The following is a 21,593-nucleotide window of genomic DNA, read 5'->3' as shown; positions in this document are numbered from 1 at the left end:
TACGGAGACGCCACCTTGTTCCTCATGTTTCTCCAGATCGTCCACATCCTGCTGACGGTCCTGTGGTGGTTCATCATCGCGCAGGCGGTGATGTCGTGGCTGATCGCCTTCAACGTCATCAACACCCACAATGATTTCGTCCGCCAGCTCTGGCTGATGCTCGATCGCATCACCGAACCGCTTTACCGGCCGTTCCGCCGCATCATGCCTGATTTCGGCGGGCTCGACCTGACCCCGATGGTCGTGCTGATCCTGATCATCATCCTCGACGGCCCGGTGCTGAACTATCTGGCGCGCTTCGCCTACGCCAACGGGATGGCGTGATGGCGACGCTGACGCACGCCGACGTCATCGACGGCAAGGCGTTCGCCGCGAGCCTGCGCGCCCGTATTGCCGACGTCGTCCCGGCCTTCGTCACCGCGACGGGCCGTGCGCCCGGCCTTGCGGTCGTCCTCGTCGGCGACGATCCGGCGAGCGCGGTCTATGTCGGGTCGAAGGGCAAGGCGACGCTCGCCGCCGGCATGGCGAGCTTCGAGCATCGCCTGCCCGCCACCGCGACGCAGGACGAGGTCGAAGCACTGCTTGCTCGGCTCAACGCCGATGCGGCGGTCGATGGCATATTGCTCCAACTGCCGCTTCCGGGCCATCTCGACGAGCAGCGCGCGGTGGCGACTATCGACCCCGGCAAGGATGTCGACGGGCTGACCCCGGTCAGCGCGGGACGCCTCGCGCTCGGCATCGCGGGGATGGTGCCTTGCACGCCTTATGGCTGTTTGCTGCTGCTGCAGGACCGGCTCGGCGACCTGTCGGGCAAGGATGCGGTGGTGATCGGCCGCTCGATCCTCGTCGGCAAGCCGATGGCGGCGCTGCTGCTCGGCGCCAACGCGACCGTCACCATCGCCCACAGTCGCACGAAGGATCTGCCCGATCTGGTCCGCCGCGCCGACATCGTCGTCGCCGCGGTCGGCCGGCCCGAAATGGTGAAGGGCGACTGGATCAAGCCCAGCGCGGTGGTGATCGACGTCGGCATCAATCGCCTGCCGCCAGCCGATGGCGCGGCGAAAGGCCGACTGGTCGGCGACGTCGACTTTGCCGAGGTATCGGCAGTTGCCAGTGCGATCACCCCGGTACCGGGCGGGGTCGGCCCGATGACGATCGCCTGTCTGCTTCGCAACACGCTGGTCGCCGCGCACCGCCGCGCTGGCCTCGCCGATCCGGAGGGCTTCTGATGCGCAACCTGCTCGCCGCCGCGACGGCGCTTGCCATGCTTGCGGGTGGCGCGGTGGCGGCACGCGAACGCAACCGCCCGCTCGCCGCGAACCCCAGCGGCTTCATCGCCGCCGAAATCGCCTTTGCACGGCTCGCGCAGGACAAGGGGCAGTGGACGGCCTTCCGCGAGACGGCGGCGCCCGACGCGGTGATGTTCGTGCCGCAGCGGGTGAAGGCGCAGGACTGGCTGAAGTCGCAGAAGAATCCGGCCGAGGCGGTGAAGTGGCAGCCACACGCGGTCTATGTCAGCTGCGACGGCAATGTCGGGGTGACCACAGGAGCGTGGCAAAAGGGGCCGGCGAATGGCTATTTCACCACCGTCTGGCTCCGGGATCCTAAAAAGGGCAAGATGACGTGGGTGCTCGACCATGGCGACGATCTGACGACCCCGCTCGTCGCGCCCGACTTCATCGAATCGAAGCAGGCGAAATGCGGGTCGCGACCCGGCGTGCCGATCGAGGCTGGCGCAGAGGGTGACGATAGGACGGTCGGCCTGTCGCCCGACCAGACATTGAGCTGGACCTCGACCGTCCACCCCGACCGGTCGCGCCGCGTCACCATACGGCTATGGGATGGCAAGGAGATGGCGACCGTCATCGATAATCAGGTTGCCGCGCCGAAATGATCGACCTCTTCATTTCGGCCTTCGTGACGCTGTTCGTCGTCATCGACCCGCCGGGCTGCGCGCCGATCTATGCCAGTTTGACGACGGGTGCGAGCACCGCGCAGCGGCGGTCGATGGCACTGCGCGCGACGGTCATCGCGGGGGGCATCCTGATATTCTTCGCGATGTTCGGCGAGGAACTGCTGTCCTTTCTTCACATCGACCTCGACAGTTTCCGCATCGCGGGCGGGATCATGCTGTTCATCATCGCGATCGACATGGTGTTCGAAAAGCGCACCGAGCGCCGCGAACAGCGCGCCGAAAAGGTCAAGGCGACCCCCGAGGTCGAGGATGTCTCGGTCTTTCCGATGGCGATGCCGATGCTCGCGGGGCCGGGATCGATCGCGTCGGTCATGCTGCTCGTCTCGCAGAACAGCGGGCTCGACCGCGCGCTGGTGATTTTCGGCGCGCTGCTGCTCGTGCTGCTGATCACGCTCGCGGCGCTGTTGCTCGCGGGGCCGTTCATGCGGCTGATCGGCAACAAGGGCGAAGCGGTGATCACCCGCCTGCTCGGCGTCCTGCTCGCCGCGCTCGCGGCGCAGTTCGTGATCGACGGGCTGAAGGCAAGCTTTTCGTCGCTGGCTTGAAGTGCCAATATAACAGCATGTTCCCCCACAAAGGCGGGCCCCCATCTCCGGCGGGTGCCATTTTGAACCGGCCGGAGATGGATTGCCGCCTTCGCGGGGATACACGGCTTCTCTTTGATGGCCTCGTTTACCTCGCGTTGTTCACGTCGTTCTGCGTCACCGGGGCGATACGGATTTCGACGCGGCGATTGCACTGATAATCGGCCTCGCTGCGTTCGGGCGCGCATTTAAGCTGCGATTCGCCATAGCCCAGGGTCGCCATGCGCGCGCGGTTGACCCCGCGGCTGGACAGATAGTCGGCGACCGACGCGGCGCGGCGCTCCGACAGGCCCTGATTATAGCTGTCGCTGCCCTGCGAATCGGTGTGGCCGTAAACGTCGATATAGGTGCTCGGATATTCCGACAGGGTCGAGGCGACGCTGTCGAGCGCGCCGCGGAACTGCGATTTCACCACCGCGCTGTTGAGGTCGAAGGTCACGTCGCCGGGCATGTTGAGCACGAGCTGGTCGCCCTGGCGCTCGACGTCGATGCCGGTGCCCGCGGTGCGTTCGCGCAGCTTCTTTTCCTGCTGATCCATATAATAGCCGACGCCGGCGCCGCCGACCGCGCCGATCCCGGCGCCGAGAATCTTTTCGGTGCGGTCGTGACGGCCGCCGACCAGATCGCCGAGCAGATAGCCGCCGAGCGCGCCGCCGATGCCGCCGATCGCCGCCTTCGAAATCGTTTGCTTGCCCGTTTCGGGGTCGGTCACGCAGCCGGTGAGCGCGAGTGCGCCGATGCCGGCGAGGGCGGCGAGCTTGATCGTCTTGCTGTTCATGTCTTTGGCTCCCTTTGTAAGTGGCGGCCGCCTGCTGGTCGTGCGAACCGCCGTCCGTGTCGATAACATATGCCGCGCCAACTGGTTCCAGAATCTGGCTGAACCCCGGCTGAGCGGAGCCATTGTGCTTTGCCGCCACCATCGCCTATAGGGTGGCGATGACCGAAGCTGACAGGGGCTGGGCGACGATGCGCCGTTGGGCTGCCCGATGACCCCCTTTCCCTGGTCCGATGTCGCGATCATCGCGGTGCTGATCCTTCTCAACGGCCTGTTTGCCCTGTCCGAGCTCGCGATCGTCTCGGCGCGCGGGCCGCGTTTGCAGGCGGCCGAAAAGCGCGGTAGCCGCGGCGCGAAGATCGCGCGCCAGCTCGCCGCCGATCCGGGGCGCTTCCTGTCGACGGTGCAGGTCGGCATCACGCTGATCGGCATCCTTGCCGGCGCCTATTCGGGCGCAAGTCTGGGGCAGCCGGTCGCCGACCGGCTCGCGGTGTGGTTCGGGCTCGACGCCGAACATGCCGCCAGGGCGGGCTTCGTGGTCGTCATCGGCGTTACTACCTATTTCTCGCTGATCGCGGGCGAACTGGTTCCCAAGCAATTCGCGCTGCGCGCGCCGGAACCGATCGCGATCGCGATGGCGGTGCCGATGGTCTGGCTGTCGCGCGTCGCGGCGCCGCTCGTCTGGCTGCTCGACAACAGCTCGGCGCTCGTCTTTCGCCTGCTCGGGCTCAACCGCGAGTCCGAGGACCGAGTGACCGCCGAGGAACTGCACCTGATCGTCGCCGAGGCGTCGAAATCGGGGGTGATCGAGGAAAGCGAGCGCGCGATCATCTCGGGCGTCGTCCGCCTCGCCGACCGGCCGGTGCGCGAGGTGATGACCCCGCGCATCGACGTCGATTGGATCGACATCGCGTCGGATGCCGACGCGGTGCGCGCCAAGCTGCTCGAAAGCCCGCACACGCGGTTGCCCGTCGCGCGCGGCTCGGTCGACGACATCGTCGGCATCGTCCAGGCGCGCGACATCGCGGGGGCGCTGTTTCGCGGGCAGGTGCTCGACCTCGAGAAACTGACGCGCCCCGCCAAGGTCATCCACGACCAGATCGACGCGATGGATGCGCTCGAAAGCCTGCGCGCGGCCGAGGTGCCGATGCTGCTCGTCCACGACGAATATGGGCATTTCGAGGGGCTGGTAACGCCGGCCGATCTGCTCTCGGCGATCGCGGGCGAATTCGCGTCGGACCAGGACATCGGCAACGAACCCTTCGTCACCGAACGCGACGACGGCAGCTTGCTGATCGCGGGGTCGATGCCCGCCGATCAGATGGCCGAACGGCTGGGGATCGAGCTTGGCGACGACCGCGACTATGCGACCGCGGCGGGCCATGCGCTGGCGATCCTGAAGCACCTGCCCGCCGAAGGCGAAAGCTTTACCGACCGCGGATGGAAGTTCGAGATCGTCGACATGGACGGCCGCAAGATCGACAAGCTGCTGGTCAGCGAAATTCGAAGACCAAAGGGCGACGAGGCCGAGTGATGCGGGGCGCTTATCGTCCTTAAAGCCACAAAGGCCCCGCATCGACGCCTTCAAAATGTGTCCTTTGTGGCTTTAAGCGGCGCGGCATCTTCGCGAATGGCGGCGCGGACGACGTCCATGTCGGGACCGCCCGTGACGTCGATCGCGCCGCCGCGCAGGATGCGAACCGTGGTGACGCCGTTGAGCGCGCGGTCCATCGCATAGTCGAACTGCCGCATACGGCCCATCGAGAGCGCGCTATCCCACGCCGCCGCAAAGCTGTCGGAACCGGGACGCTCGCGCAGGCGATAGGCCGAGCGGCGGCCCATCCCGACCACTTTCGCCGCCTGTCCGACCGAACCCATCGCCTCGAGCGCGCGGATGAAACAGGCCTGCGTTTCCGGCGTCCAACCGTCAGCGCGCTGGCGCTGCCCGGGCACGGGGTTGAAGGCGAGGCAGCTATCGGCGAGCAGCAGCGATGGCGAAGACGGGTTGGTGCGTTCCATCCGCCAGTTTGAAGCATGGCGGTATAATGTAGGAAAGGGTTATTTGGGGGGTGGCTTTGCGGTGGGGCGTAGCCTCACCTCCAGCCCGTTATCCCGGGCTCCGCCTTTTCCTTCAAGACAGCCTGCCCCCCGGGTCAAGCCCGGGGTGACGATACAGGAAAGCTTGGGCAGGAAAGCTTGGGCAGGAAAAAAGGGGAATGACGAGGTTATAAGATACCTAACATCGCCCTAGCGGTTGCATCCGGCCCCTAAAGCTCCCCGCCGAGCGCGCCATATTTCGCTTCGAACCCCGCCTTGTCGCCGCGCGCGAGATAGGTCGCCTGGTCGACGATATTGTCGCGCGCGATGCGGCCCTGGAAGGCGCCGAGCTGGGCGTCGATCGTGGCGATATCGGCCGCGGTCCAGGCCGCGACCTGCTGGAAGCTGGTGACGCCGAGGCCGTTCAGGAGACCGGCCAGCTTGGGTCCGATGCCTTTCAGCAATTGCAGATTATCGGCCTTGGCGGGTTTCGCTGCGGGCGGGGGAGCGGCGGGCTCTGCGGGGATCGCGGCGGTGGGTTCGGGTTCCGGCGCTGCGGCGGCCGGCGGCGGCGCAGGGGCCGGCACGGCGGGCGCCGGCGCGGGATCGCGCGGCTTGAAGCGCGCCGGTTCGGCGGCGACGATCTCGGGCTTCGCTGCTTCGAGCGGCTTCTTCGGTTCGGCGGCCGGTGCGACCGGCGGCGCGATCTCTTCGGGCCTGTTGCGGCCGAACAGCCACCACAGCAGCACGATCGCGACGACGAGGCCGACGACCGCGATGACCCAATTTTCCTGCAACCATGCCATGACCATCTCCCTATTTTCGCCTCAGCCTATTCGGCCTTTGGAGCGGGGTCGACTCCTAATTCCCTCGTCATTCCCGCTTTCGCGGGTAGGCTATAGCCGATCCTGATTACTCCGCTTCGCGCTTTACCTCGCGCCAGCCGATATCGCGGCGGCAGAAGCCGCCGGGGAAGTCGAGCCTGTCGACCGCGGCATAGGCGCGCGCCTGGGCTTCGGTGACGCTCTTGCCCGTCGCGGTGACGCTCAGCACGCGCCCGCCCGCGGCGACGAGGGTGCGGTCGTTGCGGGCGGTGCCGGCGTGGAAGACGCGCACGCCGCCCGCCTCGGCTTCGGCGATGTTGTGAATCGCGCCGCCCTTTTCGGGGATGCCGGGATATCCCTTCGCCGCCAGGACGACGGTCAGCGCATAATCGTGCGAAAAGGCGGGTGGCTCGGCGGTGGCGAGAGCACCGGTCGCCGCGGCATGGAGCAGCGCGGCGAAATCCCCCTTGAGGCGCATCATCAGCACCTGGCATTCGGGGTCGCCGAAGCGGCAATTATATTCGATCAGCTTCGGTCCCTGATCGGTGAGCATCAGCCCGGCGAAGAGGACACCGACATAGGGCGTGCCTTCGGCCGCGAGCGCCCGCACCGTCGGGCGGAGGATGCGGTCCATGACCTGCGCTTCGAGGTCGGGGGTCAGGACCGGCGCGGGGCTGTAGGCGCCCATGCCGCCGGTATTGGGGCCGGTGTCGCCGTCGCCGACGCGCTTGTGGTCCTGCGCGCTGCCGAAAGCCATGACGTTGGTGCCGTCGGAGAGCGCGAAGAAGCTCGCTTCCTCGCCGGACATATACTCCTCGATCACCACCTCGGCCCCCGCGCCGCCGAACGCGCCATCGAACATCTCTTCGATCGCCGTCTCGGCCTCGCCGCGCGTTTCGGCGATGATCACGCCCTTGCCCGCGGCAAGACCGTCGGCCTTGATGACGACGGGAATCACAAAACCGTCGAGGACGGCCAGCGCTTCCTCGGCGCTCGTGCAGCGGGCATAGGCGGCGGTCGGGATGCCGGCGCGCGCGCAAAGATCCTTGGTGAAGCCCTTCGATCCTTCGAGCCGCGCCGCGGCGGCGGAGGGGCCGAACACCGGCACCCCGATCGCGCGCAGCCGATCGGCAAGCCCGGCGACCAGCGGTGCCTCCGGCCCGACGACGACGAAATCGATCATATGGGCGCGGACGAAGGCGATCAGGCCGTCGAGGTCGTCGGCGGGAACGGCCGAGCATTCGGCGTGAAGTTCGATCCCCGGGTTGCCCGGAGCGGCATAGAGCTTGGCGCAGCTTGGCGATTGTGCCAGTTGCCAGGCCAGCGCATGTTCGCGGCCCCCCGACCCGATGAGCAGGATATTCATGGCAGTCCCTTTTCCCGATATGGCGTCCGGCGACGACGGTGCAGCGCGGCTGTTAGCCGAGGCCGCGCCGGGCGACAATGTCGATCGGTCGCCGCCCGGCGACGGGGCGCCTCCCCTGTCGGTGAGCCAATTGTCGGCGGCGATCAAGCGCATCGTCGAGGACGGCTTCGCGCGCGTTCGCGTGCGCGGCGAACTGTCGGGGGCAAAGCGCGCCGCGTCGGGGCATTTCTATGCGGCGCTCAAGGACGACAACGCCCTGATCGACATGGTGATGTGGAAGGGGCAGGCGGGCCGCCTCGCGTTCCGGCCCGAGGACGGGATCGAGGTGATCGCGACCGGCAAGCTCACCACCTATCCGGGGCGCTCCAAATATCAGCTCGTCGTCGACAGCCTCGAGATCGCGGGCGAAGGCGCGCTGATGCTGCTGTTCGAGAAATTGAAGGCGCGGCTGGGCGGCGAGGGCCTATTCGACCGCGAGCGCAAGCAGCCCCTGCCGCGCCTGCCGCGGATCATCGGCGTCGTCACCTCGCCGACCGGCGCGGTGATACGTGACATCCTTCACCGCCTCGCCGACCGCTTTCCCACCCACGTCATCGTCTGGCCGGTACTGGTGCAGGGCGAGGGCGCGGCGGCGCAGGTCGCCAAGGCGATCCGCGGCTTCGACGCGCTTGTGCCCGGCGGGCCGGTGCCGCGTCCCGACCTGGTGATCGTCGCGCGCGGCGGCGGGTCGATCGAGGATCTGTGGGCGTTCAACGAAGAGGTGGTGGTGCGCGCGATCGCCGATTGCCGCATCCCGACGATCAGCGCGGTGGGGCACGAGACCGACGTGACGCTCGCCGATTATGCCGCCGACATGCGCGCGCCGACCCCGACCGCGGCCGCCGAACTGGCGGTGCCGGTGCGCGCCGAACTGGCCGCCGAACTCGCGGCGCGCGGCGGGCGGATGATCGGTGCGGCGAGCCGCCATGCGGCGCTGGCACGCGAACGGCTGGTCGCGCTGGCGCGTCATCTGCCGAAGCGCGAGGCGCTCTATGCGCCGCAGCGCCAGCGGCTCGACGATGCCGAGGGGCGGATCGACCGGGCGCAGCGTCACCGGCTCACCGTGGTCGCCGAGCGGCTCGCGTCGCGCGCCGGGGCGCTGCGGCCGTCGCTGCTCGCACGAAGGCTCGACCGCGACCGGGCGCGGCTGGAGGGGCTGGAGCGATTGTTCGCGTCGCTCGACCCGCGCGCGCTGCTGTCGCGCGGCTATGCGATGGTGCGCGATGCCGGGGGCGCGATCGTCACGAGCGCGGCGAAGGCGCGCGCCGCGCGGCGTCTGCGGCTCCAGTTCGCCGATGGCGACGTCCCCGCCGAGGTCGCGGATGGCGAGGCGCCGCCGCCCGCGCCCCGACCGGCGCGCAAGGCGCCGCCGCCGAAACGGGGGCAGGGTGAGCTGTTCTGACCGGCCGGGGGTGGCCGCGCGCGGCATAGCTGCTATAGTCGGCGTCCTGCTTCGCCCTCGAACGGACCTTGAATCATGCTGATCGCCAGCCGCAACCGCCTCGCTCGCCTGCACTATGGCCCCAATGGTTTCCGGGTGCTGTCGCCGGGCGACCATGTGCTGTGCGCGGTGACGGGCGTGCCGATCGGGCTTGACGAGCTTCGCTATTGGTCGGTCGCGCGGCAGGAGCCCTATGCGACCGCCGCGCTTTCGGTGCAGGCCGCGCTCGACAGCAAGGCATGAAGCGGTCGATACGGGCGCCGCACCTGCTCGCCGCGCTGGCGCTGCTGACGGTTGCGGCCGGATGCGTGCCGGCTTCGGACGCGCCGGCGAAGCCCGCGCCATCACCCGAGCCTTCGCCCTTCACCGACCCCGGGCCGCCGTTGCCGCCGCCCGCCGCGCCGCCGGTGCGCGCCGATTTCCTGCTGCGCGGGACGCCCGAGCAGGGCGCGGTGATGCTGGGGCAGGCGCCGGGCGGAACGCGGACGCTGACGCTCGACGGCCAGCCGGTGCCGCTGGCGAGCGACGAGAGCTTCCTGATCGCTTTCGACCGCGACGCTGCGCCCCTGGCGCGGCTCGTCGCGACGCTGGCGTCGGGGCAGCGGGTCGAGCGGGCGCTGACGGTCGCCGCCGGAAGCTGGCGGATCGAGCATATCAATGCACCTTATAGAGGCGGCGCGTCGAGCGACGCCGAGTTCGCGCGGCGGCGGCCGGCCGAACTGGCCGAGATCGCCGCGGCGCGTGCGACCCCGGTCGAATCGGACGGCTGGCGGCAAAAATTCCGCTGGCCGGTGACCGGGCGTTTCTCGGGCTTCTTCGGCTCGCAGCGCGTCTACCAGGGCAAGCCCGGCAGCTATCATAGCGGCACCGACGTTGCGGTCCCCGCGGGAACGCCCTTCTTCGCACCCGCCGACGGGGTGGTGACGCTCGCGGCGTCGGCGCCCTTCACGCTCGAGGGCAATCTGCTCATCGTCGATCATGGCATGGGGCTGTCGAGCGCCTTTCTCCATTGCCAGCGGCTCGACGTGAAGGTCGGCGACCGGGTGACGCAGGGCCAGCAGCTCGGGCTCGTCGGCCGCACCGGGCGCGCGACCGGCCCGCATCTTCACTGGGGCCTCAAATGGCAGGGCGCGCGCCTCGACCCCGGAAAACTGGCGGGGCCGATGGGCGAGCAGGCGTCCGGGCGATAATATCAATTGATATTATATTTCGTGGTTGAGGCCTGGCGGACGCCTTCTATTTCGCCGCGATTCCGGTCTGTTGCAAATACGTCACAATCGGCGACGAAACGGCCGTCCTCCCCGCAAATCACCTTTACTCCACATGAATGAAAGACCATCCCGCACGCTATCGGGGCATCTTCAGGGGCGGCATTGCGCCGTTTTGCGATAGGGGTCCGGGTGTATCATCAACAGTAGCAAGGGACTGCACTGTGAAAACCACGCATTATTTGAAGCTTGGCGCTGCGCCGTTCGTACTCGGCATGGGTCTGCTTGCCGGCGCCTCGCCCGCCTTGGCGCAGGACGCCCAGGCCAGCGACACGGCCGCCACGAACAACTCCGAAATCGTCGTTACGGGTACGTTGATCCGTAACCCGAACCTCGAACAGTCGACCCCGGTCAACGTGACCACGGCGGACGTCATCGAACTCAAGCAGTCGAACGTCGCCGAAGAAGTGCTGCGCGAAATGCCCGGCGTGGTCGCGAACATCGGTTCGGCCGTGAACAACGGCAACGGTGGCGCCTCCTACGTCGATCTTCGCGGTCTCGGCTCGACCCGCAATATCGTGTTGCTGAACGGCAACCGCGTTGCGCCGTCGGACGTCAACGGCCGCGTCGATCTTAACAATATTCCGCTCGCGCTCATCGAGCGCGTCGATGCGCTGACCGGCGCTGCGGTGACCACCTATGGTGCCGACGCGATCACCGGCGTCGTCAACTTCATCACCAAGCGCGATTTCGCCGGCCTCGAAGTGAATGCTTCGGAACAGCTGACCGAACAGGGCGACGGCAACGTCTTCCGCGTCGACGCCACCATCGGCGCCAATTTCGACGACGGTCGCGGCAATGCGGTGCTGAGCATCGGTTACCAGCAGGCCGATCCGGTCTATCAGGGCCAGCGTTCCTACTCGGCCGACACGCTCGACAGCTATTCGAACACCTTTGTCGGTTCGGGCACGGGCGTTCCGTCGCGTCTCTCGGGTACCCGCGGCCTGACGGGCGGCTTGCCGAACACGATCGCGCAATATGCCCAGACCGGTACGGTTCCGAACCCCAATTTCGACCCGACCATGCCTCCGAGCGCCACGAATCCCGCGACGATTCCGGTGCTTGCGCTGCAGGCTGGCGGCGCCGCAAACGGCGGCGTGCGTCAGGTCAATGCGGACGGTCAGGCGGTCGGCACCTTCGCGACCTACAACTTCAACCCGTTCAACATCTACCAGACGCCGTTCGAGCGCTTCAACATCTATGGCCAGGCCAATTATGAGGTCTCGGACGCGGTTGAAGTCTATACGCGCGGCATGTTCTCGAAGAACACCGTGTCGACGATCATCGCGCCGTCGGGTTCGTTCGGCGGCACCGTGACGGTCAACCTGAATAACCCCTTCCTGCCTGCGGCGCTGCGCAACCAGTTCTGCGCGCTCAACGTCGCTCCGGTGGTCAGCGGCGTTGATGCCGACGGCAACGCGGTTTCGGGGCAGACGGTGTATAAGGCACAGATTGAGCAGGACGATTGCGACGCGGCGGCAACGGCAACCGGTCGTGATGATCCAAACTATCGCGAAGTCACGACCGCGCTTTCGCGCCGCACGCCGGAAGTCGGTCCCCGCATCAGCGACTATCAGACGACCTTCTTCGACTATCGTCTGGGTCTGCGCGGCGGCATCACCGATTCGATCGACTGGAGCGTCGAGGGCGCTTATGGCGAATCCGAGAATATCCAGACGATCAAGGGCTATACGCTGCAGTCGCGGTTCCGCGAGGCGTCGCTGTCGGATGACGGCGTGACTTGCCAGAGCGGCAATGCGGACTGCGTCCCGGTCAACATCTTCGGCCCCGAAGGTTCGATCACGCCCAACATGGCGCGCTTCCTGTCGGAACGGAGCACCTCGACCAACCGCACCTCGCTTGCGCAGGCTCGCGGTATCATCTCGGGTGACCTCGGTTTCGCTTCGCCGGGTGCGGTGCAGCCGATCGGTTTCGCGATCGGCGCCGAATACCGCAAGTATAAGGCGCAGCAGTCGTCCGACCTGCTCGCCAAGACGGCGGGTGAACTCGGTGGCGCCGGTGGTGCGGCTCCCGACATCGATGGCGGCTACGACGTCTATGAAGCCTATGCCGAAGTCGTCGCGCCGCTGATCGAGGACAAGCCCTTCTTCGAGAGCCTGACTCTTGAAGCCGGCATCCGCTATTCGGATTACAGCATCAAGGGCGCCGGTGGCTACAACACCACGACCTGGAAGGCTGGCGGTAGCTGGGAACCGGGCGCGGGCGTCAAGTTCCGCGGCAACTACAGCCGTGCGGTTCGTGCGCCGAACATCGGTGAATTGTTCACGCCGGCGACGGTTGGCCTGACCAACCTGGGTATCGACCCCTGCGCCGGTGGGGCGCCGGTGGGCGACGCCAATCTGACCGCCGTTTGTATCGCGCAGGGCGCTCCGGCCGGCACGATCGGTTCGATCGAAAACCCGAGTGCGGCCCAGGCTAACATCACCGCGGGCGGCAATTTGAACCTGCAGCCCGAAAAGGCCGATACCTGGACGCTCGGCGTGGTCTTCCAGCCCGACTTCCTGCCGCGCTTCAACCTGTCGCTCGACTATTACAACATCAAGGTCAACGACGTGCTCGGCACGCCGCTGCCGGGTGACATCATCGGTGCTTGCTTCAATGGCTTGTCGGCGGCGAGCGCGACCGATCCGGCTTGTACGTCGATCCGTCGTAACCCGATCACCGGCGGTCTCGACGGCGATGCGTCGACCACTCCGGGTCTGTTCGGTCTGACGAACAATCTGGGCCGGTTGTACACCGACGGTTTCGACCTGCTGATGAACTGGAACACCGACCTCGGCTTCGCCAATCTGAATTGGTCGTTCGTCGGCAACTGGACGCGTCATTCGAAGTTCAACGCGAATGTGGCCGATCCCGATTCGCTGAACCGCGAATGCGTCGGCTTCTACAGCGTGAACTGCTCGTTCACGGGTTCGATCCAGCCCGAGTTCCAGTTCTCGAACCGCTTCACGCTCGGCTTCGACAAGGTCGATCTGTCGCTGCTGTGGCGCTGGCAGGACGGCGTGTCGTTTGAGCCCGCGCAGTTGCAGGCCGACATCGACGCGGCTCTGGGCGCTCCCGACGACTGCCCCGATCCGACGGGCACCGATGCTGGCGGTTGCGTCGTCGATCCGCAGTTCCGCCACATCAAGGCGAAGAACTATTTCGACCTGACCGCGCGCTTCAACGTGAGCGAGAATCTGACCTTCACTGCGACGGTTCAGAACATGCTCAACCAGAAGCCGCCGATCGTCGGCAACACGATCGGTTCGACCACCTACAACAGCGGCAACACCTTCCCGTCGACCTACGACGCGCTGGGCCGCCGCTATGCGGTGTCGGCGAAGCTGAAGTTCTAGTCGCTTCATCAACGCAAAAAATTGGGGCGGACAGCAATGTCCGCCCCTTTTTTGTGCTTATGTCGTTTGCGAGCGGCAGGTCCGGCGTTGGTGTCGAACGGGTGGTGGCGCCGGGCGGCCGACGGGTGAGCTGCGGCTCGGCGGGATCAGCGCGGCAGCAGTGCGTGCGGAAGCGTGAGGGGAATGCCTGCGCCATCGGCGACGGCCGCCGCCCAGCCGACGATTTTCTCGACTTCGTCACCATAGGCTGCCTCGGCGGCGGCCAGATCGTCCTGCCGCTCGCCCGGCGCGAAAGGTTCGCCCGATTTGCTGTTGCGCGTCAGCGCCGGATGGGCGGGAATCGCCGCCCGGTCGCCGGCGATCGCATAATGATCCATCGCCGCCGCCACCGCGGCCGCCGGGTCGCGCGTCAGCGTCTCGCTGTCGAGCGCGGCGATGCGGTCCGGGGCCCAGGCGAGCAGCGCGGCAAACGCCTGTTGCTGCGCAAGCCAGCCGACGGCTGCGACCTGCAGGTCCGACTGGCGAAAATAATCGCGCGGTTCGAAACCGAGCTGGACGAAACCGTCGGCCAGATAGCCCTCGAGAAGCTCGCGGCACCACAGGCGGCACCACAGCCCCTTGCGCGCCACCGACAGCAGGAAATCGCGTAGCGGCGCATAGAGGAGGATCGCCCGGGCATCGGGCCGCAGCATCAGCGCGCCCCGCGCCAGCGGGTTGAAGATGTTCGACGGCTTGATCACCACCGCTTCATCGGGGCCGAAGCCACGGCCGAGCAGGGCAAGCGCGTCGCTCATCACCCGGCCGTGGTCGCGCGGATCGGCGCCGCGCCGCCGCCAGCCGACCATGTCGTTGAGCAGCACGGGTTCGGACAGGCTCGTCGCCGCGCCCGGCTGGTCGAGCGCCTGCACCAGCATCGTCGAGGCGCAATAGGCCGAGTGGAACAGGAAATGGAGCGGCGCGTCCGCGCCCGTCCGCGCGGCGGCGCAATCGCCGCGGCTGACGATCGTCGGCGCCTTCTCCTCCCCCAGATGGCCGTCGGTCAGAAACGCCACGCTGGTCCGCTGCGCGCGCGCCACGCGGCGGAAGTGAAAGGCGTCGTGCCCGGGGTCGTAGCGGTGGGCGAGCCATTCGGCATCGCGCACGATCGGGGTCACGGAAGGCGTGGCGGTCATCGATCGACCTTGCCCATCGGCCCCGCCGATGGCAAGCACCGGACATGGTCAACCCGTCTCCGCCCGCCTCCGCCGTCGAAGCCAACCGCCTGGGATTGGCGGCGCTGCAAGCCGGCGATGCCGAACGGGCGGCCGCCCATTTCGGCGCCGCGGTCGCGGCCGATCCGCAGTCGGGGGCGTTGCAGCGCAACCTCGCTTCGGCGTGGCGCGCGGTCGGTGACGATGCGCGCGAGCTGGGGGCGCTCGACGCGGCGCTTGCCATCGATCGCCGCGACATCATCGCGTGGATCCGCAAGGCCGAACGGCACGAGGCAAGGGACGAAAAGGGCGCGGCGCTCGGCGCCTGGAGCGCCGCCATCGCGCTGGGCGGACAGCTCCGGCCGGTTCCGCCGCCGCTCGAACCGCTGCTGGCGCACGGCCGGGGATTTGTGGCGGGTGCCACCGACACGCTGTTCGCCGCCGCAACCGCCGCGATCGCGCCAATGCGCGATGCAATGACCGAGGCCGAACGACGCCGCGGTGAGGCCTTTGTCGTCGGCGCGCTGGGCCGGCGCCGTTTCTATCATAACGAATGCACGGGGGTTTATTATCCCTTCCTTCCCGCCGACGAATTTTTCGACCGCGACCATTTCCCCTGGCTTGCCGACATCGAGGCCCAGACGGATGCGATCCGGGCCGAACTGCTCGCGCTGCTCGACGATCCGGGCGAGGCGCTGCGCCCCTATGTCCGCATGGAGGCTGGAACGCCCGATTCGATCTGGTCGCCGCTCGACAATCGACTCGATTGGGGCGCCTGCTTCCTGTGGGAATATGGCGAAGCAAACCAGCCGGTTCTCGATCGCTGCCCGGTCACCGCGGCGGCGCTCGCGGCGGTACCCGGCGCGCGCATTCCGGGCCGGGCGCCGAGCGCCTTCTTTTCGATGTTGCGGCCGCACACGCGCATCCCGCCGCACACCGGGGTCACCAACAGTCGCAGCATCGTCCACCTGCCGCTGATCGTGCCGCAGGGGTGCGGTTTCCGCGTCGGCGGCGAAACCCGATCGTGGGAAGAGGGCCAGGCGTTCGTCTTTGACGACACGATCGAACATGAGGCGTGGAACGACAGCGATGCGTTGCGTGCCGTGCTGATCTTCGACGTCTGGAATCCCCATCTGAGCGCGGGGGAGCGCGACCTGCTGGTCCGTTATTTCGCCGCCGCCGATGCGTCGGGTTTCGCGATTCCGCGCTGAGTTTTCCGCGCCGACCCGCGCCCAAATTCCGCTTGGCGAAGCGCGCGCGCTGCTCTTATGATGGCCTTTGTGGAGCCGACGGCCCGGCCGGCGGCGAGGAGAATCGACATGACCAGATATTTGCCCGTCCTGATGGCCGCTGCGCTGTTCGCCGCGCCGGGCGCTGCCGCCGCCGATCCGGCTGCTGCGGTCGATCGGGCGCCGCCGTCGAAGACGCCGTCGCTGATGACGCCGACCGAGATCAAGGCCTATAACGAGGGGCTGCCGCAAACCCACCCCTATTATATCAAGTGCCGCAAAACGCTCGAAATCGGCTCGCTCGTCAAGAAGAACCGCGTCTGCCACACCAATGAACAATGGAAGGTCGTGATCGCGCAGGGCAGCCAGGATGCGCGCGATACCGCCGAGGCGATGACCGCCAAGGGGCTGAACAGCTCGAACTGACCACCGGTGACGGCAGCGTCGCGATGCGCCGTAGCCTCGCGACGCTGCTGGTCGTGATCAGGCGGGCGTCAGCTTCAGCGCGCCGTCGCCTTCGTCGACCTTGATCGTCGATCCGTCCTTGACCTCGCCCCTGAGGATGAGGTCGGCGAGCGGATCCTGCAGATATTTCTGCACCGCGCGCTTGAGCGGCCGCGCGCCATAGACCGGGTCGTAGCCGACGCGACCGAGCCATGCGCGCGCGGCATCGGTCAGGTCGAGCGTCACCTTGCGATCGGTGAGCAGTTTCTGGACGCGCGCGACCTGGATGTCGACGATGCCGCCCATATGCTGCTGGCCGAGGCGGTGGAACAGCACGATTTCGTCAAGCCGGTTCAGGAACTCGGGCCGGAAATGCGCGCGCACCACCTCCATCACCGCGGGCTCGGCCTGCTCGACCGGCGCGTCGTCGGGAAGCGCGGCGATCGCCTGGCTACCGAGGTTCGAGGTCAGGATGATCAGCGTGTTGGTGAAGTCGACCGTGCGGCCCTGCCCGTCGGTGAGCCGACCGTCGTCGAGCACCTGGAGCAGGATGTTGAAGACGTCGGGGTGGGCCTTTTCGACCTCGTCGAACAGCACGACCTGATAGGGCCTACGGCGCACCGCTTCGGTGAGCGTGCCGCCCTCTTCATAGCCGACATAGCCCGGGGGCGCGCCGACGAGCCGCGCGACGCTGTGCTTTTCCATAAATTCGGACATGTCGATGCGGACCATCGCATTGTCGTCATCGAACAGGAAGCGCGCGAGCGCCTTGGTCAGTTCGGTCTTGCCGACACCGGTCGGGCCGAGGAACAGGAAGCTGCCGAGCGGGCGGTTCGGATCCTGCAAGCCCGCGCGCGCGCGGCGGACCGCGGTCGAGACCGCGCGGACGGCTTCGTCCTGGCCGATGACGCGCTTGCCCAGCGTATCTTCCATGCCGAGCAGCTTTTCGCGCTCGCCCTCCAGCATCCGGTCGACCGGGATGCCGGTCCATTTGCTGACCACCGCGGCGATATCGTCGGCGGTGACTTCCTCGCGCAGCATCGCGTTGCCCGCCGCGGCTTCGGCGTCGGCGAGCTGCTTTTCGAGGCCGGGGATGGTGCCGTAACTCAGCTCACCCGCCTTGGCGAGGTCGCCCGCGCGCTGCGCCTGGTCGAGCGCCGAGCGCGCGGCGTCGAGCGCTTCCTTGATCTTCGCCTCGGCGTGGATCTTGTCCTTTTCGGCCTGCCATTTCTGGGTCAGCTCCGCCGACTGTTGTTCGAGATTGGCAAGCTCGGCCTGAAGGTTGGTGAGCCGGTCCTTCGACGCGGTATCGCTTTCCTTGGACAGCGCCGATTCCTCGATCTTCATCTGGATGATGCGGCGGTCGAGGCTCTCGATCGCCTCGGGCTTCGATTCGACCTCCATGCGAATGCGGCTCGCCGCCTCGTCCATCAGGTCGATCGCCTTGTCGGGCAGAAAGCGGTCGGAGATATAGCGGTTCGACAGCGTCGCCGCGGCGACGATCGCGGCGTCGGTGATCCGCACCCCGTGGTGCAGTTCGTATTTCTCCTTGAGCCCGCGCAGGATCGAGATCGAATCCTCGACCGTCGGTTCGCCGACGAACACCGGCTGGAAACGCCGCTGGAGCGCGGGATCCTTTTCGACATGCTTGCGATATTCGTCGAGCGTCGTCGCGCCGATGCAATGGAGTTCGCCGCGCGCGAGCGCGGGCTTGAGCAGGTTCGAGGCGTCCATCGCGCCCTCGCCCTTGCCCGCGCCGACGAGCGTGTGCATCTCGTCGATGAACAGGATGATTTCGCCCTCGGCCGATTTCACCTCATCGAGCACGCCCTTCAGCCGTTCCTCGAACTCGCCGCGATATTTGGCGCCGGCGATCAGCGCGCCCATATCGAGCGCGAGCAGGCGGCGGTCCTTCAAACTGTCGGGGACGTCGCCGTTGGCGATGCGCAGCGCGAGCCCCTCGGCGATCGCGGTCTTGCCGACGCCGGGTTCGCCGATGAGGACGGGGTTGTTCTTGGTGCGGCGCGCGAGGATCTGCACGGTGCGGCGGATTTCCTCGTCGCGGCCGATGACCGGGTCGAGCTTGCCCGAGCGCGCGACTTCGGTGAGGTCGCGGGCATATTTCCTGAGTGCTTCGAAACTGTCCTCGGCGCCCGCGCTGTCGGCGGTGCGGCCGCGGCGCAATTCGTTGACGACGGCGTTCAGTGCGTCGGCTTTCACCCCGGCGTCGGCGAACGCCCTGCCGACCGGGGTCGTGGTCGCGAGGGTCATCGCGAGCAGCAGTCGCTCGACGGTGACGAAACCGTCGCCGGCTTTCGTCGCGACCTGTTCGGCCTGGTCGAGCAGGCGCACCGCGTCATTGTCGAGGCCGGGCGTGGCCTGCGCGCCCGAACCCGACACCGCGGGAACCTTGGCGAGCAGCGCGTCGATGGCCAGGGTGGCGCGCGCCGCGTCGCCGCCCGCGCGCTGGATCAGGCCCGCGGCCATGCCTTCCTTATCCTCGAGCAGCGCTTTCGCGATATGCTCGGGACTGATCCGCTGATGGTTCATGCGGATCGCAATCGTCTGCGCCGACTGGAGGAAGCCCTTGGCGCGGTCGGTAAATTTTTCGAGGTTCATTCTGGATAAGCCCCTTTCTTATCCGGCAAGATAGTGTTGCTGTTATGCAACACAAGGGTGTGTTTCGAGATTCACGCGGAGACGCGGAGGTGCGAATCATCCTGCAACCGGCCGGGCCAACGCACTTCTTTTTCTCCGCGCCTCCGCGTCTCCGCGTGAACTGGAAATCACAGCCGCTTGCCTTTGCACCATTCGCTCGCCACACATCGCAGCAGAAGACAGGAAGGAAGGCGGATATGCTGCGTCGGGCGATATTGGGATTGGTCTTGCTGATCGCCGCCATCCTGATCGGCCTCGCCATATGGGAGCCGCTGACCGCCGAGGCGCCCGCCGCGCCCGCTTTCAAGCCGAGCGACGTGCAGATCGCGCGCGACACATTCGGGGTGCCGCATATCTTTGGCAAGACCGACGCCGACGTCGCCTATGGTGTCGCCTACGCCCATGCCGAGGATGATTTTTCGACCCTGCAGGAAGTGGTCGCGATGACGCGCGGGCGCGCGGGGGCGATGCTGGGCGAAGACGGGGCCAAGGTCGACTATGCCGAGGCGCTGCTCGGTGTCCGTGCGACGACCGCGCGCGACTGGCCGCGGCTGCCCGAGGATGTGAAGAAACTCTTCACCGCTTATGCCGCGGGGCTCAACCATTATGCCGACAAGCATGCCGATGAGGTGCGCTTGTCGGGGCTGTTCCCGGTGACCGGCGAGGATGTCGTCGCCGGCTTCGTGCTGCGCTCGCCTTTCTTCTTCGGGCTCGATTCGGTGCTTGGCGGGCTGACCGAGGACAAGATGCTCGGCCGCGAAGGCGGGCCGTCGCTCGACGCCAGGGGCAAGCTGGTGCCGCGCGAACTGACCCCGGTCGGGCGCGACCCCGAAGCCAATGGATCGAACGGTTTCGCGGTCGCGCCGTCGCGCTCGACCGACGGCGCGACGCGGCTCGTCTCCAACTCGCACCAGCCGTGGACGGGCGGGGTCGCGTGGTACGAACTCGTCGTCCATTCGGGCGAGGGGTGGGATTTCGCGGGAGCGACCTTTCCCGGTTCGCCTTACCCCTTCCTCGGCCATAATAAATATCTTGGCTGGACCAACACGGTGAACCGGCCCGACCTGATCGACATCTACAAGCTGGTGCTCGACGAAAGCGGCAAGAAGTATCGCTTCGACGGTAAATGGCTGCCGCTCGAGGAAAAGCGCATCTGGCTGCGGGTCAAATATGGGCCGCTGGTGATCCCGGTGCCGCGCACCCTCTATCGTTCGGTGCAGGGGCCGGTGATCAAGAATGCGAAGGGCGCCTTCGCGATCCGCTATGCGGGGATGGACCAGGCAAAGATGGTCACCGAATATTATCGGCTGAACAAGGCGAAAAATTTCGCCGAATGGCGCGCGGCGATGGCGGGGCAGGGCGTGCCCGCGACCAATTTCATCTATGCCGATGCCAAGGGTAATATCGGGATGTTCTATAACGCGATGTTCCCCGATCGCCCCGCGGGCTTCAACTGGCGCGGCGTCCTGCCGGGCGACACCTCGGCCGATGTCTGGACCAAGACCTTGCCGTTCGAGCGGGTTCCGGCGCTGGTCAATCCGCGCTCGGGCTATGTGATGAACGCCAACAACACGCCGTGGGTCGCGGCGGGACCGGGCGACGAACTCGACGCGGCGGCCTTTTCGCCCTTGCTCGGGATCGAGGACGACATGACCAACCGCGCGACGCGGCTGATCGACCTGTTCGAGGCGTCAGGGCAGATCGACGACGCGCGATTGAAGGCGATCAAATATGACACCGCCTATGCGAAGACCGGCTATGCCAAGGCGTGGATCGCCCGGCTGCTCGCGCTCGATACCAAGGGCGACCCGGCGCTGGCCGAGGCGCAGGCGCTGCTGCGCAAATGGGACTGGAACCTCGACGGCAAGGGCAAGGGCGATGCGCTTGCGCTGATGGTGCTGCGCCCCGCGAACGGCAGCCATTACCAGCGCCGGCCCGACCCCGATCCGCGCCAGGTGCTGAGCGAGACGGTGAACCATCTGCAGCAATATTTCGCCGGGCTCGACCCCAAGCTCGGCACCGTGCTGCGGCTGCGCCACGGCGAGGGCGCGCATCGCGTCGACCTGCCGCTCGACGGCGGCAACGACACCATCCGTGCCTCGACCCTGTGGGATGTCGAGCCCGACGGGCGGCTGAAGGTCCGTCACGGCGACAGCTTCATCATGTTCGTGACCTGGGACAGAGCGGGGCAGGTGCATTCGGAATCGATCCAGCCCTTTGGCGCCGCGACGACGCGGCCCGCCAGCCCGCACTATAACGACCAGGCGCCGCTGTTCGTCGCGCATCGGCTGAAGCCGGTGCTGTTCGATCCGGCGATGCTGCGGGCGAGCGGGGCGCGTTTCTATCGGCCTTGATCGCGGCGGGGGACTGTCCTAAACCGCTGATACAGTGTCGTCCGGCACAG

General features: G+C 67.0%; 18 protein-coding genes. 12 read left to right on the top strand and 6 right to left on the bottom strand.

Annotation, left to right across the window (positions count from 1 at the left end):
* The first annotated feature begins 24 nt into the window (after positions 1 to 24).
* Genes CVO77_RS09765 through CVO77_RS09750 form a run of 4 tightly spaced genes read left to right on the top strand, consistent with a single transcriptional unit; the run spans position 25 to position 2,520 of the window.
* Positions 25 to 324 (top strand): YggT family protein, encoded by a 300-nt coding sequence (locus CVO77_RS09765; protein WP_106000760.1) that lies wholly within the window; start codon positions 25 to 27, stop codon positions 322 to 324.
* The gene (folD, locus tag CVO77_RS09760) at positions 324 to 1,229 is read left to right on the top strand and encodes a bifunctional methylenetetrahydrofolate dehydrogenase/methenyltetrahydrofolate cyclohydrolase FolD (protein ID WP_105998877.1); all 906 of its coding nucleotides are present in this window, start codon (positions 324 to 326) and stop codon (positions 1,227 to 1,229) included. Before CVO77_RS09765 ends, folD begins: the two co-directional genes overlap by 1 nt.
* Positions 1,229 to 1,894: a hypothetical protein gene (locus tag CVO77_RS09755; RefSeq protein WP_105998876.1), complete on the top strand. Its 666-nt coding sequence runs from the start codon at positions 1,229 to 1,231 to the stop codon at positions 1,892 to 1,894. The genes folD and CVO77_RS09755 overlap by 1 nt, the downstream gene beginning before the upstream one ends.
* Positions 1,891 to 2,520 carry a MarC family protein gene (locus CVO77_RS09750; protein WP_105998875.1) on the top strand — a complete coding sequence of 210 codons (630 nt, stop codon included), beginning with the start codon at positions 1,891 to 1,893 and terminating at the stop codon, positions 2,518 to 2,520. The genes CVO77_RS09755 and CVO77_RS09750 overlap by 4 nt, the downstream gene beginning before the upstream one ends.
* 127 nt (positions 2,521 to 2,647) lie before the next feature.
* Here CVO77_RS09750 and CVO77_RS09745 read toward each other — a convergent pair whose 3' ends face one another.
* Positions 2,648 to 3,337: a YiaD family glycine zipper/OmpA-like lipoprotein gene (locus CVO77_RS09745; protein WP_105998874.1), complete on the bottom strand. Its 690-nt coding sequence runs from the start codon at positions 3,335 to 3,337 to the stop codon at positions 2,648 to 2,650.
* Between the two features lie 208 nt (positions 3,338 to 3,545).
* Between CVO77_RS09745 and CVO77_RS09740 the strand changes: the two genes are divergently transcribed.
* On the top strand, positions 3,546 to 4,868 hold the full coding sequence (locus tag CVO77_RS09740; protein WP_105998873.1) for a hemolysin family protein: 1,323 nt from the start codon (positions 3,546 to 3,548) through the stop codon (positions 4,866 to 4,868).
* 50 nt (positions 4,869 to 4,918) lie between these two features.
* Here the strand turns inward: CVO77_RS09740 and CVO77_RS09735 are convergent, their stop codons facing one another.
* From CVO77_RS09735 to purD, 3 genes are all read right to left on the bottom strand, one after another.
* Complete coding sequence (locus CVO77_RS09735; RefSeq protein ID WP_105998872.1) at positions 4,919 to 5,353, bottom strand: hypothetical protein; 435 nt, start codon at positions 5,351 to 5,353, stop codon at positions 4,919 to 4,921.
* A gap of 248 nt (positions 5,354 to 5,601) precedes the next feature.
* Positions 5,602 to 6,177 carry a hypothetical protein gene (locus tag CVO77_RS09730; protein ID WP_106000759.1) on the bottom strand — a complete coding sequence of 192 codons (576 nt, stop codon included), beginning with the start codon at positions 6,175 to 6,177 and terminating at the stop codon, positions 5,602 to 5,604.
* 106 nt (positions 6,178 to 6,283) lie between these two features.
* Complete coding sequence (purD, locus tag CVO77_RS09725) at positions 6,284 to 7,561, bottom strand: phosphoribosylamine--glycine ligase (protein WP_105998871.1); 1,278 nt, start codon at positions 7,559 to 7,561, stop codon at positions 6,284 to 6,286.
* Between purD and xseA the strand changes: the two genes are divergently transcribed.
* The 4 genes from xseA (at position 7,560) to CVO77_RS09705 (ending at position 13,668) form a co-directional block, all read left to right on the top strand.
* A complete protein-coding gene (gene xseA / locus CVO77_RS09720; protein WP_105998870.1) occupies positions 7,560 to 9,002 on the top strand; it encodes an exodeoxyribonuclease VII large subunit in 1,443 nt (480 codons plus the stop codon). The genes purD and xseA overlap by 2 nt on opposite strands.
* A 75-nt stretch (positions 9,003 to 9,077) precedes the next feature.
* Entirely contained in the window at positions 9,078 to 9,284 is a 207-nt protein-coding gene (locus CVO77_RS09715) for a DUF2093 domain-containing protein (RefSeq protein ID WP_105998869.1), read from the top strand.
* On the top strand, positions 9,281 to 10,231 hold the full coding sequence (locus CVO77_RS09710) for a M23 family metallopeptidase (RefSeq protein WP_105998868.1): 951 nt from the start codon (positions 9,281 to 9,283) through the stop codon (positions 10,229 to 10,231). The genes CVO77_RS09715 and CVO77_RS09710 overlap by 4 nt, the downstream gene beginning before the upstream one ends.
* Positions 10,232 to 10,524: 293 nt before the next feature.
* Positions 10,525 to 13,668, top strand: a complete 3,144-nt coding sequence (locus CVO77_RS09705) for a TonB-dependent receptor domain-containing protein (protein ID WP_242446184.1) — start codon at positions 10,525 to 10,527, stop codon at positions 13,666 to 13,668.
* 146 nt (positions 13,669 to 13,814) lie between these two features.
* On the opposite strand, the gene CVO77_RS09700 is transcribed toward CVO77_RS09705, so the two are convergent.
* Positions 13,815 to 14,840, bottom strand: a complete 1,026-nt coding sequence (locus CVO77_RS09700; RefSeq protein ID WP_192878897.1) for a hypothetical protein — start codon at positions 14,838 to 14,840, stop codon at positions 13,815 to 13,817.
* A gap of 44 nt (positions 14,841 to 14,884) precedes the next feature.
* On the opposite strand from CVO77_RS09700, the gene CVO77_RS09695 reads away from it, so the two are divergent.
* Both CVO77_RS09695 and CVO77_RS09690 read left to right on the top strand, forming a co-directional pair.
* Complete coding sequence (locus tag CVO77_RS09695) at positions 14,885 to 16,069, top strand: aspartyl/asparaginyl beta-hydroxylase domain-containing protein (RefSeq protein WP_105998866.1); 1,185 nt, start codon at positions 14,885 to 14,887, stop codon at positions 16,067 to 16,069.
* Between the two features lie 108 nt (positions 16,070 to 16,177).
* Entirely contained in the window at positions 16,178 to 16,513 is a 336-nt protein-coding gene (locus CVO77_RS09690; protein WP_105998865.1) for a hypothetical protein, read from the top strand.
* A gap of 57 nt (positions 16,514 to 16,570) precedes the next feature.
* On the opposite strand, the gene clpB is transcribed toward CVO77_RS09690, so the two are convergent.
* Entirely contained in the window at positions 16,571 to 19,150 is a 2,580-nt protein-coding gene (clpB, locus tag CVO77_RS09685; RefSeq protein ID WP_105998864.1) for an ATP-dependent chaperone ClpB, read from the bottom strand.
* Between the two features lie 236 nt (positions 19,151 to 19,386).
* On the opposite strand from clpB, the gene CVO77_RS09680 reads away from it, so the two are divergent.
* The gene (locus tag CVO77_RS09680) at positions 19,387 to 21,543 is read left to right on the top strand and encodes an acylase (RefSeq protein WP_105998863.1); all 2,157 of its coding nucleotides are present in this window, start codon (positions 19,387 to 19,389) and stop codon (positions 21,541 to 21,543) included.
* Positions 21,544 to 21,593 lie beyond the last annotated feature (50 nt).

Origin of the sequence: Sphingopyxis lindanitolerans (genome assembly GCF_002993885.1) — a bacterium.
Lineage (GTDB): Bacteria > Pseudomonadota > Alphaproteobacteria > Sphingomonadales > Sphingomonadaceae > Sphingopyxis > Sphingopyxis lindanitolerans.
Note: the sequence above shows the minus strand (reverse complement) of the source record. Positions and strands in the feature narration are given on the sequence as shown.